General features: G+C 65.9%; 14 protein-coding genes. 9 read left to right on the top strand and 5 right to left on the bottom strand.

Annotated features, from left to right (window positions below; genetic code table 11):
- Window positions 1-16 precede the first annotated feature (16 nt).
- The gene (locus EHV23_RS15300) at window positions 17-2,899 is read right to left on the bottom strand and encodes a CpsB/CapC family capsule biosynthesis tyrosine phosphatase (RefSeq protein ID WP_158615950.1); all 2,883 of its coding nucleotides are present in this window, start codon (window positions 2,897-2,899) and stop codon (window positions 17-19) included.
- A gap of 462 nt (window positions 2,900-3,361) precedes the next feature.
- Window positions 3,362-4,441 (bottom strand): Gfo/Idh/MocA family protein, encoded by a 1,080-nt coding sequence (locus tag EHV23_RS11485; RefSeq protein ID WP_203228986.1) that lies wholly within the window; start codon window positions 4,439-4,441, stop codon window positions 3,362-3,364.
- A 964-nt stretch (window positions 4,442-5,405) separates the two neighbouring features.
- Between EHV23_RS11485 and EHV23_RS11480 the strand changes: the two genes are divergently transcribed.
- The 3 genes from EHV23_RS11480 (at window position 5,406) to EHV23_RS11470 (ending at window position 10,638) form a co-directional block, all read left to right on the top strand.
- Window positions 5,406-7,628 (top strand): GumC family protein, encoded by a 2,223-nt coding sequence (locus EHV23_RS11480; protein ID WP_158615949.1) that lies wholly within the window; start codon window positions 5,406-5,408, stop codon window positions 7,626-7,628.
- A gap of 501 nt (window positions 7,629-8,129) precedes the next feature.
- A complete protein-coding gene (locus EHV23_RS11475) occupies window positions 8,130-9,221 on the top strand; it encodes a glycosyltransferase family 4 protein (RefSeq protein ID WP_125096196.1) in 1,092 nt (363 codons plus the stop codon).
- Between the two features lie 100 nt (window positions 9,222-9,321).
- Entirely contained in the window at window positions 9,322-10,638 is a 1,317-nt protein-coding gene (locus tag EHV23_RS11470; protein ID WP_125096195.1) for an oligosaccharide flippase family protein, read from the top strand.
- On the opposite strand, the gene EHV23_RS11465 is transcribed toward EHV23_RS11470, so the two are convergent.
- The 3 genes from EHV23_RS11465 to EHV23_RS11455 all read right to left on the bottom strand — a co-directional run bounded on the left by EHV23_RS11465 (window position 10,639) and on the right by EHV23_RS11455 (window position 15,417).
- Window positions 10,639-12,198 carry a NosD domain-containing protein gene (locus tag EHV23_RS11465; RefSeq protein WP_125096194.1) on the bottom strand — a complete coding sequence of 520 codons (1,560 nt, stop codon included), beginning with the start codon at window positions 12,196-12,198 and terminating at the stop codon, window positions 10,639-10,641. It abuts the gene before it with no gap.
- A gap of 220 nt (window positions 12,199-12,418) precedes the next feature.
- Window positions 12,419-14,164, bottom strand: coding sequence for a proline-rich domain-containing protein (locus EHV23_RS15600; protein ID WP_203228985.1), 1,746 nt, complete (start codon window positions 14,162-14,164; stop codon window positions 12,419-12,421).
- A gap of 131 nt (window positions 14,165-14,295) precedes the next feature.
- Window positions 14,296-15,417 (bottom strand): glycosyltransferase family 4 protein, encoded by a 1,122-nt coding sequence (locus EHV23_RS11455; protein ID WP_125096193.1) that lies wholly within the window; start codon window positions 15,415-15,417, stop codon window positions 14,296-14,298.
- A gap of 527 nt (window positions 15,418-15,944) precedes the next feature.
- Between EHV23_RS11455 and EHV23_RS11450 the strand changes: the two genes are divergently transcribed.
- The 6 genes from EHV23_RS11450 (at window position 15,945) to EHV23_RS11425 (ending at window position 23,456) form a co-directional block, all read left to right on the top strand.
- Entirely contained in the window at window positions 15,945-16,586 is a 642-nt protein-coding gene (locus tag EHV23_RS11450) for an acyltransferase (protein WP_125096844.1), read from the top strand.
- Between the two features lie 127 nt (window positions 16,587-16,713).
- Window positions 16,714-17,826 carry a DegT/DnrJ/EryC1/StrS family aminotransferase gene (locus EHV23_RS11445; RefSeq protein WP_203229034.1) on the top strand — a complete coding sequence of 371 codons (1,113 nt, stop codon included), beginning with the start codon at window positions 16,714-16,716 and terminating at the stop codon, window positions 17,824-17,826.
- Window positions 17,827-17,832: 6 nt separating this feature from the next.
- Window positions 17,833-19,209: a lipopolysaccharide biosynthesis protein gene (locus EHV23_RS11440; RefSeq protein WP_125096191.1), complete on the top strand. Its 1,377-nt coding sequence runs from the start codon at window positions 17,833-17,835 to the stop codon at window positions 19,207-19,209.
- Window positions 19,210-19,266: 57 nt separating this feature from the next.
- On the top strand, window positions 19,267-21,411 hold the full coding sequence (locus EHV23_RS11435; protein ID WP_125096190.1) for a hypothetical protein: 2,145 nt from the start codon (window positions 19,267-19,269) through the stop codon (window positions 21,409-21,411).
- A 33-nt stretch (window positions 21,412-21,444) separates the two neighbouring features.
- Window positions 21,445-22,320 (top strand): hypothetical protein, encoded by an 876-nt coding sequence (locus EHV23_RS11430; protein WP_125096189.1) that lies wholly within the window; start codon window positions 21,445-21,447, stop codon window positions 22,318-22,320.
- On the top strand, window positions 22,317-23,456 hold the full coding sequence (locus EHV23_RS11425) for a glycosyltransferase (protein ID WP_125096188.1): 1,140 nt from the start codon (window positions 22,317-22,319) through the stop codon (window positions 23,454-23,456). The genes EHV23_RS11430 and EHV23_RS11425 overlap by 4 nt, the downstream gene beginning before the upstream one ends.
- Window positions 23,457-23,775 lie beyond the last annotated feature (319 nt).

Raw genomic sequence — 23,775 nt, 5'->3', positions numbered from 1 at the left:
ACGGCCCCGGCGGTTCCTACCAGCGTGAGCGCCAGCCTCCGGCGCCCGGCCTGAAGGCAGGCCGCGGTGCATAGGGGTCAGCATTGACATCCGGAGCAGCCCCCGTGTCGCCATCGTCCCCATCGGGCGGGGCCTGAACCGCCGGCTGCCCACTGGCGTCGGCACCCGGGCCGGTGCCTGGCCCCATGCCAGGATTCATGCCTGGCCCCGCTCCCGGGCCGGCGCCCATGCCGTCCCCCGGACCGGCCCCCATACCGGCACCAGCGCCCATACCCACGCCAGCTCCTGCACCCGCGCCGGCTCCCAAACCCGTACGCGTCCCCATGCCAGAGCGCGCCCCCATACCCGCACGAACGCCCATACCGGCGCCCATGCCTGCCCCGGCGCTCCCGTCGTTGCGGGGCGCCCAGCGGCTGCGGCCATGCGCGCGCAGCTCCTCGCGCATTTCCTCGCGGGCCTCCTGACGGATCTGCTCGCGCATCCGGGGAGCCTCTTCCTTCCAGAACGCTTCACGCAGCCGGGCTTCTTCCTGCTGCCAGAGCTGCTCCCGCAACTGCGGCGCATCCCGCTGCCAGAACGCCTCGCGCAGCCGGGCCTCTTCCTGCTGCCAGACCTCTTCCTTCATGCGTGCCTGTTCCTGCTGCCACAGCTCCTGACGGATGCGGCTGCCTTCCTGCTGCCAGATCTGCTCGCGCAGCCGGGTCTGCTCCTGCTGCCAGATCTCCTGCTGGATGCGCTGCCCTTCCTGCTGCCAGATCCGGTCGCGCAGCTCGCGCTGGGCTTCCTGCCAGATCTCATCGCGGATGCGGGCTTCCTCGTGCTCGCGGAACTCGTTGCGCAACCGGACCACGGCCTCGTCCCGGATCTGGTCACGCAGGGCCGGCTCGTCGCGCTGGAGGAACTCCTCGCGCACCCGGGCCTCTTCCTTCGCCGTGATCTCGGCCCGCAGGCGCTCCTCTTCCTGCTCGCGATAGGCCTCGCGCTGCCGCGCCGCCTCGTAGGCCCTGGCCTCTTCCTCACGCTGCAGCTCGAGCTGGCGCTGGCGCGACGCCTCCAGCTCACGTTCCTCCTCGCGCGCCTTCGCCGCCTGCTCGGCACGCTGCTGGGCCTCGCGCTCTGCTTCGGCCTGGCGTTCGGCCTCCTGATCCTTCGCCGCGCGCGCGGCCTGCAGCTTCGCCTCTTCCTCGGCCAGACGCTCGGCCTCCAGCTGGCGTCGCTGCGCTTCTTCCTTCTCCCGTGCCGCTGCGCGTGCTTCCATCTCGGCGCGCAGCCGCTTTTCCTCTTCCTGCGAGATTTCCTCGGTCAGCCGCTGCACCACCCGCTGGCGGATCTCGTCGCGCAGCCGTTCCTCGTTCTCGGCCAGAAAGGCCTCACGCAACCGGTCGGACTCCTGCAGGCGAATGTCCTCGCGCAGGCGATCGGCCTCATGCCCCAGAAATTCCTCGCGTACCCGCTCGGCCGTTTCCTCCCGCACCTCGGCACGCACCCGTGCCTCTTCCTGCTCGCGCACCTCGGCGCGCAGCCTGGCCTCCTCGTCCCGGCGAATCTCGGCCGCACGCTTCTCGGCTGCGGCCCGCTCGGCCTCGGCCCGTTCGCGTTCCTGCTGGCGCTGCGCCTCGAGCCGCAGCCGCTCGGCCTCCTCGCGCTGGCGGGTTTCCTCGCGCTCGCGCACCGCGGCCAGCCGGCGACCATCTTCCTCGCGCAGGCGCGCCTTCTCCTCGCGTTCGCGCTCCGCGCGCGCATCCGCGCGCCGCAGCGCCTCTTCTTCCTGTTCGCGCTGTTCCTGCTCGCGCCTGTCCTGATCACGTCTGTCACTGTCGCGCCGGCCGCCGCCCTTGCGGTCGCCCCGCTGCTGCAGCCAGGCCATGGCCGCCTGTTCATCCTCGGCCGACACGGCGGGCCCCGGCTGTGTCAGCGGATCGTCCACCGAGCCGGGCAGCACGCCAGGACCGGAAGCACCCGCCTGCCCTGCAGAAGCCGCATGACCTGACGCGCCAGCGTGCCCAGCCGCCCCGGCCGAACCGGCACCGGCGCCATCCACCACACCGGCCGCACCAGCACCGGCATCGCCAGCCTCCCCGTACGCCTCGGCGTGCGCAGCCGACGACACCTCGATCACATCACGGCCATCGGGCGGCAGCACCAGCGCATGGCTGCTCTGCATCGCCTCGCTCCACATGCGGCGACCGTTCAGAATGCGGGCCGGGTTCTCTTCCGTCAGCCGGAAGGCCATCCCCATCCCGTAATTCTGCATCAGGTGCTCACGGGCCTCGTGCATCCGCGGCGGACGGTGCGCCAGATTGTGCGCATCGCTGGCCACCACGTGCGCCCAGCCGCGCGTGAGCAGCACATTGGCCGTCTGCGCCGCCGCCCGGCCAAACGCACCGATTACCGACGCGGCCGTCAGCTGCAGCATGCAGCCCATGTCGAGGAAGGGCTTGATGATGGTCGGGTCGCGCATCACCGCCTTGTTGCGCTCGGGGTGGGCAATCAGCCAGCGGATGCCCTGGTCGGCAAACATCCGGCAGGCCACATCCGAGCCGGGCGGAATCGAGCCGTCCGGAAACTCCAGCAGCATCACCTTCAGCCCGTCCATCCCGCCGATCATCGGCAGGTCGTCGGCCTCCAGCAGCTCGAAGGCATCCGGGTGCAGATGCACCTCGCCACCCAGATGCACATCCAGCGCAATACCGGCACGCGCGAGCGCATCACGGTATTCCTCGTACACCGGGCGCAGCGTGGACAGCCGGTTGTCGAACACGCCGGGATAGACGTGCGGTGTCAGCACCGACGCCTTCACCCCGTTCGCGACCGCTGCCTCCGCGAGCGTCAGCGCGTCTTCCATGGTACGTGCGCCGTCATCCACCCCCGGCAGCAAATGGCAATGCAGATCAATCATCACTTGCCCTCTTCAACCGCGAACCCAACCTTGTCGTCAACCAACACAGTCTCTGCCCCGGTGCCTGTCGTGCCCGGCCGGAATGCCGGTGCCTGTCATGCCCTGCCGGAACACCTGCATCAGACCACGGCACCAGGCGGCACCCCAGCCTTCCACATGCCTGCCACGGCACCGGCCGGAGCACCGACCCTTCACACACCTGCCGCGGCACCAGCTCCGGCCGGCTCCCACGGTGCAGGATCAACCCGGGCACAGGAATATACCGCTGCAGCAGCCTCCTGCGCCCATCCTTCCAATATGGTAGCCATGGCCGCAAAATGCAAAAACCGGCCAGGGGCCGGTCGGACGGACATGCACGGGCAGTCTCGATGGCAGCTGCGCCGCACCGGCTGGGCACGGCGGCAGTTTCCACCGGGCACCGGCGGGCGCCCGGCGAAGGTGCCTGCCCGACGCCTGTACGGCTTACTGCACCGCGTCCTGACGGAACTCGTCGATGGCCACCTCGCGGCCCTCCCAGGCCGAGCGGTAGGCTGCCGACAGCAGCGCCAGCGAACGCAGACCCTGCGAACCGTCGGTTTCGGGCGTGGCCCGGCCGCGCAGGGTTTCGATCACGTTGTGATAGTACAACGGATGGCCAAAGCCATACACGGATGTCGTTTCGTAGCTGGCGTTGCGGATGCCTTCGTCCTCGGGCTGCTCGTCCTCGAACTCCCAGTGGTCGATGCGGTTGACCGCCACGCCGCCCACCTTGGCCGTACCCTTCTCGCCCAGCACCACGATGCTGCCCTCCATGTTCTTCGGATAGGTCAGCATGGTGACGTTGATGCTGCCCAGCGCGCCGTTCTTCCAGCGCACGCTCATCACGCCGGTGTCTTCGGCCTCGATGTCGCGCGCCAGCGTAGCGGTGTAGGCATGCACCCGGTCGACCGGGCCGATCATCCAGTCCAGCAGGTCCACATAGTGGCTGGCCTGATTCATGAAGGCGCCACCATCGAGCGCCCAGGTGCCGCGCCAGGCGGCAGCATCATAATATTCCTGCGGCCGGGTCCAGAACACGTTGATCACGGCCATGTAGATCTTGCCGAAGCGGTTCTGGCGAATGGCCTTGCGCAGCGCCTGCAGCGTGGCATTCTTGCGGTTCTGCTTCACCACGAACAGGTACACACCGGCCTTCTGGCAGGCCGCGTGCATGGCCAGGCCGTCCTTCCAGCGGGTGGCCATGGGCTTTTCGCTGATGACGTGCCGGCCGCTGCGGGCCACCTCGATGGCCTGCTCCGCGTGCAGACCCGACGGCGTGGTCAGCACCACGATGTCGGCCGTGGTTTCCTTCAGCATGTCCGTCAGGGAAGCGTGCCCCCGGGCACCGGTACGGTCGACCGCCTTCTGCAGGGCTTCCGGGTCGATGTCGCAGACATCCACCAGCTCGGCCTGGTCGGCGTGCTTTTCCAGTGCGCCAAAATGGTTGGCGGAAATCCGGCCGCAACCCACCAGTGCAAAGCGGATTTTGCGGTTTTCCGGGATTTTTACATTGCTTGAGACCAAGGGAATACTCCTTCACGAACACTCGGCATTCTGCTGCAAAAGAACACGATCAGCAGCGAGAGCCCACAGACCATTGCCAACAATTCCGGACCGAACCAGCCCCCGGAGACGGGAGACTGCTTATCCGGGGCCAGTGGAACTGACACCCGGGCCAGCCCGGCACCTGCATCGATGCCAAGCATAGCCAACCCGCAACGATTCATGAACCAAGAAATGCACACTTCCACGACATTCCGTTGCCATGGCAATACACCATAGTTGCCAGCAGGCCGTGTCTCCCGACGCTCCCTCGTCTGCGCAGGGCCGGGGAGACCATGGCTCTGCGACGCCGGGAATGGCTTCTTCCCCCGCAAAGGGCCGTACGCCGGGAAGGTGTGTGTCGGCAGGTTACATAGAAATGCCGGACCCGCCAACCGGAAGGGCTGCTTCCGTTACACATAGGTTTCAAAGAGTGGCTCGGGCCGAGAAAAAGACAGAAAATCTCGCACTCGTCAAACAGCGTTAAATTACCCGAGAAAATACCACAGGTGTCAAGCTGGCCGTCATTTCGTGAAGCAGCCCGCCCATTCACAATGTCACGGCCGTTTTGGCTGCCGTCGCCGGAACGGCCCTGGCCCTAGTATGGGCGCCAAAGTGTGCCGCAGGATTTTTGCGGCGCATCCCAAGACCCTGCAGCCTCTGCAGGCGTCCAACAGACTTTTGTCATTAACGGCATAATTCTCTGCTGGCAGAAAGCTGGCGCGCGCCCTATGATGACCCACCAGCCCTGGCGGGTCTGGCCGGGCTGCGCGGCCTGCACACACATCGGAACGCACCGTGGCCGTCCATGGCCCCGCCCCGGTCATGCACACGGGCGGTCTGAACAGGCTGCACCCAGCCAGACCGTCCCGACAGCCTGCAGTTACCGCCTGACGGCTGCCTTCCCAACGTTTCAGAAGAACCGCGGCAACCCACTCATATGAACATGTCCAATCCGTTTCCCGACGACATGCCCATGGCCGAACCGCCTGGCATGCCCCCCCGTCCGGGAACAACCCTCACCCGCACACCCGCTCCCACGTTCAGCACATACCTGAGCATCGTCCGCGAGCGCAAGTGGCTGGTGCTCGGCACGGCAGCAGCCGTCACCCTGCTGGCCACCGTGGCCGTCAACCTCATGACGCCCATCTACCAGGCCAGTGCCACCCTGCTCATCGAAAACTCCAAGCGCAGCGTCGTGCCGCTCGAGGAAATCTACGGTGTGCCGGCCGGCAGCCGCGAGTTCTTCCAGACGCAGGCCGAATTCATGCGCTCGCGCGAGGTCGGCATCCGCGTCATCAAGGCGCTGGGGCTCGAGAACAACCCGCTCTTCAACCCCGAACTGGACGCCGAGCAGAAGGACGAGAACGCCGGCGGTGAAGACGGCGCAGACAAGCCGAAGGAACTCTCCCAGGAGGCCCTGGAGGAGCAGGTTCTCATCCGCTACAAGGCCGGTCTGGACATCTCGCCCATCAAGAACAGCCAGCTGGTCGAAATCCGCTTCGAATCGCCCGATCCGGTGCTGGCCGCAAAAATCGCCAACCAGACGGCCGAGTCCTACATCACGGCCGATCTGGACGCCCGTTTCGACATGCAGCAGACGGCCAGCCGCTGGCTGAACGACCGCCTGAACCAGCTGCGTACCGACCTGGAAAACGCCGAGGCCAACCTGCAGGCCTATCGTGAAGAGATCGGCCTGGTCTCCACGCCCACCTCCTCGCTGGGTGGCAACGAGCGCCAGCTCGACTCCTCCTCCGACCGCCTGATCGCCGCCCGTGTCGAGCGCCAGCGTCTGGAGCAGGTGTACCACCAGGTGCAGAAGGGTTCGCGCAACCGCTATGACGTGCCCGAGGTGTTCAACAACCCGGCCGTCGTGGCAGCCCGCGCCGCCGAGGCCAACGCCGAGAAGCGCATGGCCGAAGTGGCCGGCTCGCTGGGCACCTCCCACCCGGCCTACCAGGCCGCCCAGGCCGAGCTGAACCAGGCCCGCGCCAGCCTGCGCCGCCAGTCCGAGTCGGTCATTGCCAGTATCTCGAAGGCCTACGAAGTGGCCCGCCAGTCCGAACTGGCACTCGAGAAGGAAGTGGCTGCCTCCAAGGGCAACATCCAGGAGATCAACCGCAAGGAAGGCAAGCTGAACGTGCTGCAGCGTGAAGTTGCCACCAACCAGCAGATCTACCAGACCTTCCTGGCCAAGGTGAAGGAAACCGACGCCACCGCCGACTTCCAGAACCCCATTGCCCGCGTGGTCGATCCGGCCGTGCCGCCGCTGCTGGCCGCCAAGCCGCCCAAGCCGCAGATCATCCTGCTGGCTGCCCTGATGGGCACGCTGCTGGGCGCCATGCTGGCCATCAGCCGCGAACAGAAGAACGCCGTCATCCGCTCCAGCGACGAAGTCCACGAAAAACTGGGCGCACCGCTGCTGGTGGCCGTGCCCAAGCTGCAGGGCGACGAGGCCAAGAAGCTGCCCATGCTGCAGCACATGGAACCCCAGCACCTGTACTCCGAGTCGGTGCGGTCGGCCCTTACCGGGGTTCGCCTGTCCATGATCGGCGTCGAGCGTCCGGTGATCGCCTTCACCTCCACGCTGCCGGCCGAGGGCAAGTCCACCATGGCGGCCTCCTTCGCCATCGAGCAGGGCCGCACCAAGCGCACGCTGCTGATCGACTGCGACATGCGCAAGCCCGCCATCCGCCGCATGCTGAACGTGCCCGAGAACACCCGTGGCCTGTCCGACCTGCTGCATGGCGCGCCCATCGAGAACTGCGTGCTGCCGCTGCCTGACCTGGGCATCTCGGTGCTGGTGGCCGGTACCAAGGCCCGCAACGCCCATGACCTGGTCATGAGCCCGGGCTTTGCCGACACCATCGAACGCCTGAAAGAGCACTTCGAGCTGATCGTCATCGACACCCCGCCGCTCGAGCTGGTGTCCGACGCGCTGCCGATCGGTGCCCAGGCCACCGGCCTCATCTACGTGGTCAAGGCCGGCTCCACGCTGGTGCCGATGGTTCGCCGCGGTCTGGACCGTCTGGCTGCTGCCAACGTCCGCATCCTGGGCGTCATCCTCAACAGCCACGACTTCGAAAAGGCCGGCCGTTACTACGGCGAATACTCGGCCTACGGCGAGTCGTACGGCCAGGGCTACTACGGCGCCGGCCACAAGGGCTGATCCCGGCAGGAGGCCCGCCCGCGTGGCGGCCTCCCCCGGCTTCGCCACCACCGGCATCCACCTGCCGGTGGCCCGGCAGACAGCCCCCATCCGCCGGCATCCCGCCGGCTCCGCGCTCCCTTCCGGGAGCGTTTTTTTTGCCTGCCCACAGCCCCCCTGCCCATACCTCCTCCTGTACTTCTGCCGGTACTTCTACCCATGCGCCTGCCTGGCCGGCACCTGCCCAGGCGACGGCTCATTCCGGCCCGTCAGCCCGCAATGGCCTTCACAGCCTCCACAGACCGTGCCCTGTCGGGCATTTTCTGTGGATATGTTTCAGGATTGAATCTTGAAGCGCCAACTCGCTACACCCTTGCAAACCTGTACGCGTGTCGCCCTGCTACTATTTAACGCCCCTTGGTCTACCGGAGCGCGCCACCGGCGGCTCCCGCTCTGGATCGTCCCTCCGCGCATCGCTCACGGGTACGCCCGTTGGTTGCCCGTCTTCTCTGCCGCACGCCCATGCCTAGAATTGCCCTGCTGACCCGCTACGACTCCAAGGGAGCTTCCTCACGGGTCCGTACCCTGCAATACCTGCCCACCCTGCACGCTGCCGGCATCGAAACCGAGCACTTCCCGCTGTTCGGCAACGATTATCTGGAAAGCCTGTACCACGGCGAAAACACCACAGGCCTGCGCATCCGGGCGCTGCTGAACCGCATCTTCAGCATGCGCTCCATCACGCGCAAGGGACGCTTCGACCTGCTCTGGATCGAGAAGGAGCTGCTGCCCTACCTGCCCTACGGCCTCGAAAAATGGCTGCTGCGGCGGGGGGTGCCCTACATGCTCGATTTCGACGACGCCATCTTCCACAACTACGACCAGTCCGACAACATCCTGGTCCGCGGCCTGATGGGCGACAAGATCGACCGGCTCATGGCCGGCTCGCGTCTCGTGCTGTGCGGCAACGGCTATCTGGGCGAGCGGGCACGCCGCGCCGGCGCCCCCTGGGTGGAGGTGCAGCCCCCCACCATCGACTTCGAGAAGTACCGTCAGCAGCCCGAGCCCGAGCAGCCCGTCATCACGGACAGCCGGCCGCTGCGTGTCATCTGGATCGGTTCGCCCACCACCTCCAAGTATCTGGAAATCGTGCGCGAAGCCTTCGAACGCGTGGCTGCCCAGTATCCCATCCAGCTCGATGTCATCGGCGGCGATGCCCGGCAGTGGCCCACCGTGAAAAGCACCCACATTCCCTGGTCGAGCAGCACCGAGGCCGGCGAACTGTCCCGCTCGCACGTGGGCATCATGCCACTCGAAGACAATCTCTGGGAAAATGGCAAGTGCGGTTTCAAGCTCATCCAGTACATGGCGGCCGGGCTGCCGGTCATCGGCAGTGCGGTGGGCATGAACAGGGACATCGTCATCCCCGGTGAAAACGGCTTTCTGGCCACCAGCACCGACACCTGGGCCGAAAGCCTCGAAACCCTCATCGCCTCGCCCGAGCTGCGGGTGCGTCTGGGTCACCGGGGCCGCGAAGATGCCGAAAACCGCTACAGCATCGCAGCCGTCGGCCCGCGCCTGGTCCAGCTGCTGCGGGAAGCAGCGCAGCCCTGACTCCCCTGTACCCTGCCGTTCCCTGCCGTCCGTATCGGGTCTGCAGTTTCCCACTGCGCCGGCTGCATCGGGCGGCAGTACAGCCCTGACTGACACCTGAATGTACCGTTCCAATATCCTGTGGTCGCTGGCCGGCCTGTTCTCCACGCCGCTGGCGGCGTTCTTCTTCATCCCGCTGCTGCTCTCGCGCATCGACAACGAACGCTTCGGGATGATCGCCCTGGCCTGGACGCTGCTCAGCTACGCCTCGGCCCTGGACCTCGGCATCGGACGGGCCACCACGCAGTATGTCTCCGCCCTGCGCGGCAAGCAGGATCTGGCGCAGATTCCCCCGGCCATCGACGTGGCCTGGCGGCTGTCCATCACCTACAGTGCCATCGGTGTGGCACTGTTTCTGGTGGCCGTGGCCTTCGATGTCGAAAGCCTCATCAAATACCAGAACATCGGGCCGGCCGAACTCAAGTACGCCACCATCATCCTGATCTTCACGCTGCCCGTGCAGGTGCTCAGCGCACTCTACCGCGGCATCATCGAAGCCTTCGAAGACTTCCGCGTGCCCAGCGTGGTGCGCATGTACCTGGGCGTGGCCAACTTCGTCGCACCGCTGCTGGTGTCGTTCTACAGCAGCTCGCTGGTGCCACTGGTGGCCGCCATCCTGGTCAGCCGTGCCATTGGCCTCATCATGCTGTGGGGCAGCGTGCGTGGCAAGATGCACACCCTGCGCGGCCAGCTGGGCGGCAACCTGCCCACCAGCACGCCACCGGCCCAGCGCCGTGCCATCCGCACGCAGCTCAACCGCTTCGGCAAGTGGATGACCGTCAGCAACATCGCCCACCCGCTGCTGATGCAGTCCGACCGCTTCATCATCGCCTCGGCCATTTCGGCTGCGGCCGTGACGGCCTATTACATCCCCAACGAGATCATCCTGCAGAGCACCATGATCGCTTCGGCCATCACCAACGTGATGTTCCCGATGCTCACGGCCAAACTGCAGCAGAACGCCGCCGAGGGCCGCAAGGTGTTCGTGCTGTGGCGCAACCGGCTGCTGCTCATCTCGGCCGCCATGTACGTGGTGCTCTGCCTGGGTTTCCCGCTCATCCTGGACTTCTGGATGGGCAACAAGGTCGGGCCGGAATCGGCCACCCTGGGCCGCATCATCTGCCTGGGCGCCTTCTTCTACACCGTGTCGGTCATCTACACCTCGTACCTGCACGCCCAGAGCCGCGTGAAGGCGTGCGCCACGCTGCAGCTCATCGAACTGGCCATCTACATTCCGGCGCTGTACTTCTCGGCGCGGTATTTTGGCCTGTACGGCGCCGCCGTCTGCTGGGTGGTCCGCGCCATCTTCGACGCACTGGCCCTGGCCTGGGTGTCGCGCGAGGGGACGGAAACCACCACCCCCACCAGCCACGCCTGATCACACGTCCTTCATCACCGGTTCATCCCGCCGGTCGATGCGGTCGACGAAGTGGCGGCCACCGCGCGGCAGGCGCATCTGGTCGCGACGCGGCACCGGTGTGCAGATGTTGTCACCAAAGACCAGATCGCGCAGCAGGCCCGGATTGCCTTCGCCCAGCTCCAGCAGCAGGCCCTTGCCGGGCCACTGCACCGTGTTGCCCACCACCTCGCACATCAGCAGCGGGTAGGCGCCGCGATCGTCACCCACCTGGGCCAGCGTGAACACCGGCACATCGGACGTGGCCTCGATCTGGTTGCCCACGATACGCACCCCGTACATGCCCCGGTCGGTGAAATGATCGTCCGCCCCTTCCAGCCCGTAGCCACGGTGGCTCTTGCGCTTGACCTTGCTGTTGAAGGCCGACTCCACCGCCACCATGGCGCGGGCCGCCACGCCGGCCAGCCGGTTGCACCAGAAGCTGTTCTCGTTGGCCGCCACCGCGCAGTAGATGAAATACTTCGGATGCGCATCGCCGCTCACTTCCACATCGTTGAGGAAGAAGTCGTTGCGCAGCGCGCCCACATAGGCCTGCAGCAGCCCTTCGCCACGTGCCCGCGTGTTGCGGATCTGGTTGCCGCCCACCACGTTGAACGATGAACCATAGGCCAGGTGAATCGAGGCCGACAGCGAGTTGTTGCACTCGTTCCCGATGATCACATTGGCATGGGAATGGTGCTGGATCGACATCGAGCGGATCTGGCCGTTCAGCACATTGCCCTGCACCAGCGAGCGCCGCACCCCCATGAAGGAAATGCCGTAGTACGCGCCGGTGATCCGGTTGCCCTCGATGACATTGTCATGGGCCGGCACCGGAATGTCGGGCAGCACGAAATCGCGCAGCCAGGTGTCGCGCGGGGCGCTGTCGCCCTTCGGCAGCAGCCGCTCGGCCTCGATCTCGATGCCGAAGCAGTCCTGTCCTGGCAGCGGCTGCACCTCGATCTCGTTGTCTCGAAACACGTTGTAGGCCACCGCCTTCTGGCTGTTCTGGCCGTTGCTCATGCCCCGCACGTAAATGCCGTGCCCCACCTGCACATGACGGATCTGGCAACTGGTCACGTGCACGCCCTGCGTGTCGATCAGGTAGAGGGCGGCCGCCTGGTCACGGAACGTGACCTCGCAGTAGATGGACAGGCCCGATATCAGGAACGGCTGGCGCTGGGGGTCGGCCACGTCCAGCTCACGCACCAGAAAACCGGCACGCCCCTTGTCGCTGCGCAGCAGAATTTTGCCGCCATCCCCGTATACCCCGCGTATCCGGCCCGACAGGCTCACCTGGTCGGTAATGAGGAACTTGCCGGTGGGAAACACCAGCCAGGCCCCCTTCTCGGCGGCCGCACGCGCGGCGCGAATCACCGCCGTCGTATCGTCATGAAGGCCATTGGCCTTGGCTCCGAATTCGTAGGGCGTCACCTTGCGGTCCAGCCGGCCCGGCTCCGGCGGCGTGGCCGCCTTCAGCTTTCCGGCCATGGCCAGCACCGCCGCGCCGCCCCCCAGCATTTTCAGAAATTCCCGTTTCATGCGCACTCCCTGGTGGATGGATGCCCGGCCCTGACAGGGCAGATATCAGCGCCACGTCGGCATGCACGCCGTCATGTGCCCTCCCTGCTGTCCCGCAACAGGCCGCGCGGGCTCCATCATGAAAAAAATGCCTTCCCGTCAGCCACCCCACCCGGAGGCAGTGACAGGAAGGCAGATCGAACCGCCCCGCCGGACCGGCCCCGGACAGGCGCCGTGCCGCTCAGCGACCGTCGCGACGTGTTCCGCCGGCAGGCGGATAGCCACGCTGCTGTGGCTGGCCCGGATGTTGGGGCCGTACTCCCGGCTGCTGCGGATGGCCTGCCTGCTGCGGCCGCATGCCCGGCTGCTGGGGGTATCCCTGCGGCGCACGCCCCTGCTGCGGGCGCGCGCCCTGCTGTTGCGGGTACCCTGGCGGCACACGTCCCTGCTGGGGATGGCCCGCATGCTGGGATCTCATCCCCTGCTGTGGATACCCGGGCGGCACGCGGCCCTGCTGCGGCCGCATGCCCAGCTGTTGCGGATACCCCTGCGGCGGCCGCATGCCCGGCTGCCCGCGCATCATCTGCTGGGCATACGCCATCTGCTGCTGCCCACGCACCTGCTGCTGACCCCGGGCAGGCTGCTGGCCACGCGCCATCTGCGGCCCGCGGCCCGCCTGCTGGGCCTGCTGCCGGGCATAGGCCGCCACGGCCCGGGGATCACCGGCCTGCACACGTGCCTGGCCCGAACGGCGCGGACGTGCATCGAAAATGGACGTGCCCGGATGACGCACCAGGAAGATGGTCAGCGGCAGCACGTACATCCAGTGGAAGGTGTAGCCCTCGATGTACGGGTTGGTGGCCGCCGCGATGAACGCACTGGCGCAGCCCGTAAACAGAAACACATCGAAATTGGTCAGCCGGTGGCGCTTCCAGACCTCGAACACGCCCCAGCCATAGCGGATGAACGGCCAGGCATAGATGAACGCGCCCACGAAGCCCACCCGGTAGATGGTGGCCAGCAGCACGATCTCGTACCGCCACGGGAACAGTTCGCTGCGGATGTAGTTGACGCCCACGCCATGACCGGCTCCGATGCCGAACGTGGTGATGATGCCTTCGAACAGCGCCCCGGCCTGGTTGGTCCGCTCGGAACCACCGCCGCCCGACAGCTCCTCCCAGAAACCGGTGATGATGTAGAGCACATCCACCTCGGTGAAGGCCGTCAGCAGGATAACGAAAATCACCGCCGCCGCCACCGCAATGCCGATCTGCTTGCCCAGGTTCCAGGCCAGCGTGCCAGCCACCTGGCCATAAATGCCCGGCCGCAGGGCCGCCCCCGCCGCCAGGCCGATGGGAATGGAGAGCATCAGCGCCGAGCGGCCCGACGTGACCGCCGCCACCACCAGCATGCCCAGGGTGATGAGCAGTTTGGTGTCCATGCGGCCGGCCGTCAGCATGGCAAACATGGCCGACGACAGGAAGATCAGCGTGCCGTAGACGTGCATCGTCGCGCCGGCATAGCCTTCCTGCAGGTTCACGTTGGCGTTTTCGGGCTCGATGAAGAAGCTCACGCCCTCGGGGCCGAAGTTCAGGAACAGGTAGAAGAACAGCGCCACGCTGGCACAGGCCAGAATGGCATTGTTTTCCATGAGGCCCTGCAGGTCGTCGGCGTCCATGACGGCCAGCACGCCGCCCGCGACCAGTATCCACATGGCCGGCGAGACGATGTAGATGAACAGCGTCTGGATGAGCGCCTCGTTGGAAGCCCCGTTGAGCAACCCCACCAGCAGGAAGACCAGCGTGACCACCGACGAGGCCACGTGCATCCACACCACCCGCATGAAGGCCGGGGTGAAGTCGGTCAGGCGCCAGCCGATCAGGGCCGTCAGGGCCAGGAACGACACCGAGACCGGCTTGATCGAGTTCGGGACCACCATCGTCAGGAACATCAGGACGAAGAAGGACCACTTGAAACAGACAGCCATCCAGGGCGGTCTGGGAGTATTCTCGGCAGCCATCAGGCTGAGTTCCTCACGAGCAAGAGTTTGAGCGAAAACCCGATTCAACCACCAGAACCGCGTCGGACAAAATCAATTCCTGCAATGACGCGAGCCCATCACTCCACTTCGGCAAGAATATCGACGTTTACTTTGCGCACGTCGAATTTTTCCAGCGCCAGCTGGTAACTGGCCTCGCCATGGCGTTCCAGCAGGCCCGGCTCGGTCAGATAGCGTTCCATGGCAGCAGCCAGTGCCTGCGGGTCGCGGGCCGGAATCAGGCAGCCGTTGACATCATCGGTGACGGTTTCGCGGCAGCCCGGCACATCGGTGACGATCACCGGGCGACCCATGGCCAGTGCCTCCAGAATGGTGCGCGGCAGCCCTTCGGAGTACGACGGCAGCACGCACACACTGGCGCGGGCCACGAACGGGCGCACATCCTTCTGGCCACCCTCGTAGCTGACCACGTCATTGTCGGCCCAGCTGGCAATCATCTCCTCCGGAATGGCATCCGGGGATGAATCCTTGTAACCGATGATGACAAAATGTGCATTGGGAAACTTTTTCTTGACGATTCCCGCCGCTTCCACATATTCGCGGATACCCTTGGCCTTCAGCAGGCGGGCCGCCAGCAGGAAGGTCACATCCGGCCCCGGTGGCAGCGGCACGCGGGCAAACTGCTTCAGGTTCACCCCCGAGCCGTTGACGATCTTGGTCTTGTGCGCCGGCACGATGCCCGATTCGATGAACATCGCCCGGTCGTCCGGGTTCTGGAAAATGGCGGTGTGCACCGGCACCATGGCCTTGCGGTACAGGAAGGAAGCCAGCCCCTTCAGGGCATCGCGCTTGCGGCTGCCGCCATGGAAGGCAAAGCCCAGCCCGGTGATCATCGGCACGAAGCGCAGGTGCCTCACCCGCGCCAGCCGCACCGCCAGCCCGCCGTACACCACCGGCTTGATGGTGTAGCAGATCAGCACATTGGGCCGCACCCTGCGCAGCACGCGGCGGATGGCCAGCATGGTCTCCATGTCGTGCAGCGGGTTGATGCCGGTACGCTTGAGCGGCAGCGGGATGAAATCGGCGCCCAGGGCGTGGATCTTGTCCAGGACGTCCGGCGTCAGCGGCGCGGCGGCGGCGCCTGTCACCTTGTACCCCCTGGCCACCAGGTCCCGAATGAGATCGGCGCGGAATTCGATCAGGGATTCCGCCATCGCGCCGATGAGAAGTGCTCGCTTCAAAACAATATCGCCAATGAGTCAGATTCAGAAACTGCCCGCACCGCCCGCCGCCCATCCCGGCCGCAGGACGGCAGATCCGGGATCGGCTCCCTGCCGCGAGCGTCGGCGATTTTATCAGCGTCCCGGCTGAAACCCCGCAAATCCCCCCAATGCTGGCAGGCTGAAATCCGGCACGACCAGGCGCCTGCATGCATATTCCCCGCCAGCCCCAAAGTGTCGTAATTTTTTACAATAGTGATGCGTAACCCACAGTGCCGGCCCCCTCATTCCGGGGCTGCCATCATGGCATGCAAATCCTCGCCATGAATCCTTACGTATGAGGGCGCCATGGCGTTACGGGTGTGGCCAACCTATAAAAAAGAGCAACGAACCCGGCGGTATTGCTCATTCCCCTGCACGCAAGCCTTTCGGCGTTCGGGGGGTGCCGCTATCATGCCCCGTCGAAGGATGACAAAAAGAGAAGACCCCGTCCACTCACCTGCGGGAAAGAACGACCCATGACCAAATCCACCACCCCCTCCTCCGACATCAGCATCCATCCCAGTGCCATCGTCGATGAAGGCGCGCAGATCGGTGCCGGCAGCAAGGTATGGCACTGGACCCACGTCTGCAGTGGCGCCATTCTGGGTGAGCGGTGCTCGCTGGGCCAGAACGTCTACATCGGCAACCGGGTCACGATGGGCAACAACGTCCGCGTGCAGAACAACGTCTCCATCTACGACAACGTCACCCTGGAAGACGACGTGTTCTGCGGCCCCAGCATGGTCTTCACCAACGTGCTCAACCCGCGGGCCCACATCTCGCGCAAACACGAGTACCGCAGCACCCTCATCCGCCGGGGGGCCAGCATCGGTGCCAATGCCACCGTGGTCTGCGGCACCACCATCGGGCGCTACGCCTTCATCGCAGCCGGCGCCGTGGTCTCGCGCGACGTGCCCGACCACGCCCTGATGGTGGGCGTGCCGGCGCGCCGTACCGGCTGGGTCTGCCAGTGCGGCGTCAAGCTGCCTCACCCGCCGCATGCGCGCCACAGTGCAACCGTTCACTGCCCGGACTGCCACACCGGCTATATCATTTCCTCCGATGCCTGCCGGCCGGTCGATCCGGCCAGCGAGGCACCGGCCGGTAGCGGCGCTGCCGCGGGCAGCCAGCCACCGGATCCGGCCTGACACCGCCAGTACCGTCCGGCCCGCACAGGAGCCCAGGCGTTTTTTGCCCGGGCGCCTCCATCAACAAGACGCCCGCACGGCGCCCCCCCCTACAGTGAGTCCCATCATGCCAGCTCCCCTGCAGAACATCGATTTCATCGACCTGAAAAAGCAGTACCTCCGCCTCAAGCCCGAGATCGACGCACGCATGCAGGCCGTTCTCGATCACGGCCAGTACATCATGGGCCCCGAAGTGAAGGAGCTGGAGCAGCAGCTGGCCGCCTACGTGGGCGTAAAGCACGCCATCGGCGTGAGCGACGGCACCACCGCCCTGCAGATCGCCCTGATGGCCCTGGGCATCGGCCCCGGCGACGAGGTCATCACCACCCCGTTCACCTTCATTGCCACGGCCGAGACCATCAGCCTGCTCGGTGCCACGCCGGTGTTCGTCGACATCGACCCCGCCACCTGCAACCTCGATGCCAGCCTGCTCGAAGCGGCCATCACCCCGCACACGAAAGCCATCATCCCGGTCAGCCTGTATGGCCAGGTGGCCGACATCGAGGCCATCAACGCCGTGGCCGCCCGCCACAGCCTGCCCGTCATCGAGGATGCCGCCCAGAGCTTCGGCGCCACCCGCCACGGCAAGCGCTCGTGCGGCCTGACCACCATCGGCAGCACCAGCTTCTTCCCCAGCAAGCCGCTGGGCTGCTACGGTGACGGCGGCGCGCTGTTCACCCATGACGACGATCTGGCACGCAGGATCTCGCAGATCCGCCTGCACGGCCAGTCGCAGCGCTACGTGCACTCGGCCATCGGCGTCAACGGCCGCCTCGACACGCTGCAGGCTGCCGTGCTGCTGGTCAAGCTGGCCCACTTCGACGAGGACGTGAGGCTGCGTGGCGAGGCCGGTGCCCGCTACACCCGCCTGATCGAACAGGCCGCCCACCCGCACATCCGCACGGTGCAGGTGGCCGAGGGCAACACCAGCGTCTATGCGCAGTACACCGTGCTGGTACCCAACCGGGCGAAGGTCATCGAGGTGCTCAAGGCCAACGGCATCCCCACCGCCGTGCACTACCCGATGTGCCTGCACAAACAGCCCGTGTACGCCGGCACGCCGCTGGCCAGCCAGCACTTCCCGCATGCCGAACTGGCGGCCGACTCGGTCATGAGCCTGCCGATGTTCCCGGACATCGACCATGCCCTGCAGGCGCAGATCGTCGAGCACCTGGTTGCCGCCGTCGACAGCACGCTGTAAGCCACCGTGAGCGAGTCAGCACGCCCCGAAGGCACGGGCGCCCCGGCGGGGGCGTCCGGTACCCCCTCCCCCGCCAGCAAGCCCGCCGCATCGTCCCCGCCCCGTCAGGGTTCGTACGTCCGCACGGTCCTGAAGGTACTCACCGGCAGCGCCACGGCCCAGGCCATCCCGCTGCTGGCCATGCTGCTGTTCACACGCATGGTCAGCGTCGAGGCGCTGGGCATCTACGCCATCTGGCAGGCGGTCATCTACATTGCCATCGTCCCGGCCACGGCACGCATGGAGGTCCTGCTGGTGGCACTGCCACTGGCCAGCGACCGGCGGCTGGCCTTCCGCATCGGCATGGCCACCAGCATCGGCGTGGGTGTGCTGCTCTCGCTCATCGCCATGGCGCTGCAGACGCTCATCCAGGCGCAGCTGCCGGGCTGGCCGCTGTCGGCCTCGGTGCTGGTGGGCCTGGGCACCTGGGCACTGGCCATGCAGACGCTGTGGCTGGCCATGGCCGTCACCTCCGGGGCATTCGGTGTGGTCAACCGCATCCGCATCACCTCGGCGGGGCTGACCGCGCTGCTGCAGCTCATCCTCATCTATTTCTGGCCCAGCGGCATGATGCTGATGCTGGGCTTCGTGCTGGGCACCAGCATGGGCAGCTGGGCGGCCTGGATCGGCCTGAAGCAGTTCCTGCTGGCCCACGACCTGCCCGAAACGCAGCATGCCCAGCACAAGCCCTGCCACGACTGGCGCGAGCTGATGCGCACCCATGGCAAGACGCCGATGATCGCGCTGCCCTCGGCCCTCATCAACACCGTGGCACAGCAGATTCCGCTGCTGCTCACCGGCACCCGCTTCGGCGAGCACGCCGCTGGCCTGCTGGGCACCGCCTGGCGAACCATCTCGGCGCCCATGTCGATCATCTCGACCTCGGCCCAGGATGTGTTCAAGAACCGTGCCGCCGAAGAGTTCAACCGCACCGGCCAGTGCCGGGGGGCCTACAAGCAGACGCTGCGCCTGCTGGCCATCCTGGGTGTCTTCCCGTCGCTCGTGCTGTTCTTCTGGGGGCCCGAGCTGTTTGCCCTGGTCTTCGGTGAACCGCTGCGCGAGGCTGGCGAGATCGCCCGCATCTTCGCGCCGCTGCTGTTCATCCGCTTCTTTGCCAGCCCGCTCGGCTACACGTTCCTGATCGTGCGCCAGGCCAAGATCGACCTGTACTGGCAGATTGGCCTGCTGGCCGTGAGCATCGCCGCCTTCACGCTGCCCACCGAAGCCATGTCGGCGTTCCGCTGGTTTTCGGCAGGGTATGCGGCCCTGTATGTGGTGTACGTGCTACTACAATGGCGGGCGGCTGGCGGCCAGCAGGCACGCCCATCAGGCTCAGGCACCTGAAACACTTCCCGGTGCGCCGGTCCTCCGGCGCACCCAAGACCGGTTCAAGGATCCACCATGGCGGCCTCCCACCTTCAACCCCAGCACACCCGGCGCCATCGCCGGCCGAACTTCTTCGATACCTTCGGGTATGGCTCCCGGCCGCAGAAGCCCAGTTCCTTCGTCACACTGCTGGTCAGCCTGTCGGTGATCTTCCACCTCGGGATGCTGCCCATCCTGTGGCAGGAAACCCCGGGCATCCCCAGCATCGTCTGGACCGGCGCCTCCGCCTCGCTGCTGCTGCTCACCACGCTGGCCGCCCGTCACAGCAGCATCTCGGTACGCTGGACCACCACTTTCGCAGTGGCCTTCTTCTTTGCCTATCCCACCTTCGCCTGGATCAGCTACAAGGTCTGGGGCCAGTCCAGCGGCGAGCGCGAAGACCTGCTGATGGCGCTGGTGCCCATCATCTTCCTGGGCATGGTGCTGTATTTCGTGGGGGCCGCAGCCCGCAGCCACCGGGTCTACAGGGCATTCGTCGTCACCTGGCTGATCATCGCAGCCTACGCAGTGTTCAACGCCCGCAACTTCGACATGCAGGGCCTGTCGGACTCCAGCTCCGAAACCGGCGTCAAGCTCAACTACCAGCTGATGGGTGACGCCTTTGCCATCTGCAGCACCATCCTGGCCCCGCGCATCCGCAACGCCTTCTGGCAGTGGATGTTCATTCTGCTGGCCATTGGCGTGGCCTTCGTCATTCCGTCACGCAGTGCCGCCATGTTCTGCGTGGTGTCACTGCTGGCCATCCCGTTCCTGTCCAGCAGCATGACCATGCGCGTGATGGTGCTGATCGTGGCGGCCTGCTTCTTTGTCGGCTACAAGACCGGCACCTTCGCCACCGTGTTCGAAGGCTCGCGCTTCGAATCCGTCTTCACCCCCGACGAGCAGGACTCCTCCTGGCAGATCCGCCAGGAAATCATGAACAAGGGCCTGATGCTGATCACCAACCGCCCCTTCACCGGCGAGTGGGCGTTCCAGCTCAGCGACCTGAAGTATTCCGGCTACTACATGCACAATGCGCTCGACATCTGGGCGCAGACCGGCCTGATTCCGTTCCTGCTGTTCGTGGCCATCTGGTGCACGCTGCTCGGTGCCCTCGTCACCGGCCTGGAGCGGTGGCCGCGCATTGCCCATGAAACCATACCGGTGCTGATGTTTGCCGCCCTCGAATGGGCACTGTCCCGCAACGTGAGCTTCGTGGCGCTGTTCTTCTGCCTGGGCTTTGCCTCGGCTGCCCTGGCACAGGCCCGCTTTGGCCACGCCGTGCGCCGTCACCGCGCCAGCGAGGCGTTCAGCCACAGCCAGTTCAGTCACAGCCAGTTCGCCCATAGTCAGTTCGCCCATAGCCAGTTCGCTCACAGCCAGTTCAGCTATACCCAGTATGGGCAGGGCTGGGCACAGCAGGGACAGGACCCCTTCCAGGCAACCCGCCTGATCGACCAGGGCGTCGGCTACGGCCAGCAGGGCGCCTATGACCCGCAAGGCGGCTATGACCCACAGATGGATGCCTACGGTCCGCAGGATGCGTATGACCCCCAGCAGGCGGTCTACGACCCGCAAGACGGCTACCCGCAGGGTGCATATGACCCACAACCGGGCTATTACGATCCGCAGGGCGGCTACCCGCAGGGCGAGTATGACCCGCAACAGGGCTACTACGACCCGCAGGGCATGTACGCCCCGCAACCGGGTGCCTACGATCCACAGGGTGCCTACCCACAGGGCACGTATGACCCGCAACCGGGGGGCTACGATCCACAGGCCATGTACGACCCGCAACCGGGCGCCTACGAGCCGCGGAGTGCCTTTCCGCAGGGTATGGTCGATCCGCAGCCGGGTATCCACCCACAGGGCGCACATGACCCGCAGCAGGGTGCCTACCCGCAGGCAGCCCCGGTCCATGGCAACTACGACCTGCAGAACGCCCTGGGCCAGCTGGCGCCCGACACCCCGCAGGCCCCCTGGGAGCAGCCTGCCGATCCCGCTTCCCTGGGCGTACCCCTGACCGGCGACATGGCCAGCGGCAGCGGCGCGCTGCTCGGCACGCCGGGGGGTGACCGGGTCCAGCACGGCACCCGGCATTCACAGAACGGACAGCCGGGCAGCAGGAGCAGCCGCTCCTCGTCCGGCCGCTCCGGCCGTTCCGGCTCCCGCAGATTCTGACGCTCTCCTCCTCATCCCTGCGCTGATGGCACCATGAACAAGCACGCATCAGACCCCGCCAACCGGCCGGATGCCCCGCCGGTACGCCGTCCTTCCTGCCGCATCTCGCGTCTGGCCTGGCGACTGTACGAAGAGCTGCTGCAGCCCTCCCGGCTGGACGACTACCGCCGGCTGCTGCAGAACGCCCTCGATGCCGGCTACGAAGTGATCGACAACGAGCAGTGGCTGCACCGCCTGCGCGCCGGCCAGATCGGGCCGCAGCAGAAGGTGCTGGTCATGCGCCACGACATCGACACCGATCCACGGCTGTCGCTGGACTGGCACCGCATCGAGTCCGAACTGGGTTGCCGCGCCAGCTACTACTTCCGCCAGAGCACGCGGGATGCCGAGGTCATGCACATCCTGGCCAAGGCTGGCGTGCACGTCAGCTACCACTTCGAGGAGCTGGCCGAGTACGCCAAACAGAACCGGTTGCGCTCGCCTGCCGCCGTGCAGGAAGCCATGCCCGAGATCCAGGCCCAGTTCGTCGAAAACCTGCACGAGCTGCGCCGGGAATTCGGCCTGCCGATGAACGTGGTGTGCTCGCACGGCGACTGGATGAATCGCTATCTCAAAATGCCCAACCGGGTGCTCACCCACGACGATGGCCTGCGCGCCCGGGCCGGCATCATCAGCGAAACCTACGACGACGAGGTGATGATGCCCTTTGCGGCCTACGTCTCCGACGACGATCCGCCCACCTACTGGGCGCGCGGCAATCCGTTCGAGCTGATCCAGCAGGGCACCAGCCCGCTGGGCATTCTCACCCACCCCAAACTGTGGCGTTCCCACTGGTCCTCCAACGCCCGCGAACTGACGGTTCGCATCCGCGAGGCCCTGCAGTTCAAGTTCGGAAAAGGCTGGAAATGAAAAAGCGCATCTGCCATATCTCCACGGTGCACCGTGGGGTCGAAATCCGCATCATCCGCAAGGAAGTGGCCTCGATGGCCGAGGCCGGCTACGACGCCCATGCCGTCATTGCCGCCACACCCGAGGAAGTGGCCGAGGCTGCCCGGCTGGGCGTCACCATCCACCCGCTGAAAGAGCGCAAGGGCCGCATCGCGCGGATGACCGCCAAGATGTATGAAGCTTGGAACACCGCGCGCAAACTCAAGGCCGAGATCTACCACTTCCACGACCCCGAACTGATCCCGCTGGGGCTGTTCATGAAACTGTGCGGTCACCGCATCGTCATGGACGTACACGAAGACCTGGCCAACCAGGTCCTCAACAAGCACTGGATCCCGCTGCCCATCCGGAAACTGGTCGGCAGGATCGCCCGCGGCTGCGAGCGCATCGGTGCGCGCTTCTTCGATGGTGTGGTCACCGCCTCGCCCACCCAGGCCACCTTCTTCCAGGACGTGGCCCGTCCGGGCCGGCTCTACACGCTGCACAACTACCCGCTGCTCGCCGAGCTGGGGCTCGACCCCGACAAGGACAACACACCCGCGCCGCGGCCGTCCACCCACGTGGTCTATGCCGGAGGTCTGTCGCGCATCCGCGGCATCATCGAGGATATGGAGGCCGTCGAGAAGGCCAACGTCAAGCTGATCATGGCCGGCGAATTCAAGAGCGACGCCGACAAGGCCGAAATCACTGCCATGCCTGGCTGGAAGCAGGTCGAATATCTGGGCTGGGTCGAGCGCGACGGCATCCGCAACGCCCTGGAGCGCAGCTTTGCCGGCCTGTGCACGCTCTACCTCACCCCCAGCCACCTCACCGCCGAGCCGATCAAGCTTTTCGAGTACATGGCGGCCGGCATCCCGACCATCTGCTCGCCCATTCCCAACTGGACGGCCTATCTGGAAAAGCATGACGCCGGCGTGATCGTCGATCCGAAGGATGTCGACGCCGTGGCGAAAGCCATCATCGACCTGCGCGACAACCCGGAACGTGCCCGCCAGATGGGCATCAACGGCCAGAAGGCCGTGATCGAACACTACAACTGGGGCACCCAGGCGGCCCGGATGCGGGAGATGTACCAGAAGATCCTGGACAACGCCTGACCTTCCGGTGCCGGAGGGCTGCCGGACCCTTTTCCACTACCGGACCCTGGCCGCTGCCGGACCTTCGCCACTATCCCGGATCTTTGCACTGCCGGACCTTTCCCCGGCAGCGCAATCCCCACGCAGAGCTGACGTTTGCCAGCCACCAGCCCGCCGGAGCCGCCGTACAGAACATCCGGCGGCAGCAAGGCAACGTTCGCAGCGCGGCCCTCTCTCAACCGACCGCCAGTATCGGTACAGCCAGCAAAACGTTACCAGCGTCGGCACAAAGAACACAGGGCGCCCTTCGGGGCGCTTTTTGTTGCCTGTCGGCCTGATA

Source organism: Lautropia dentalis (genome assembly GCF_003892345.1).
Taxonomy (GTDB): Bacteria; Pseudomonadota; Gammaproteobacteria; order Burkholderiales; family Burkholderiaceae_E; genus Lautropia; species Lautropia dentalis.
Note: the sequence above shows the minus strand (reverse complement) of the source record. Positions and strands in the feature narration are given on the sequence as shown.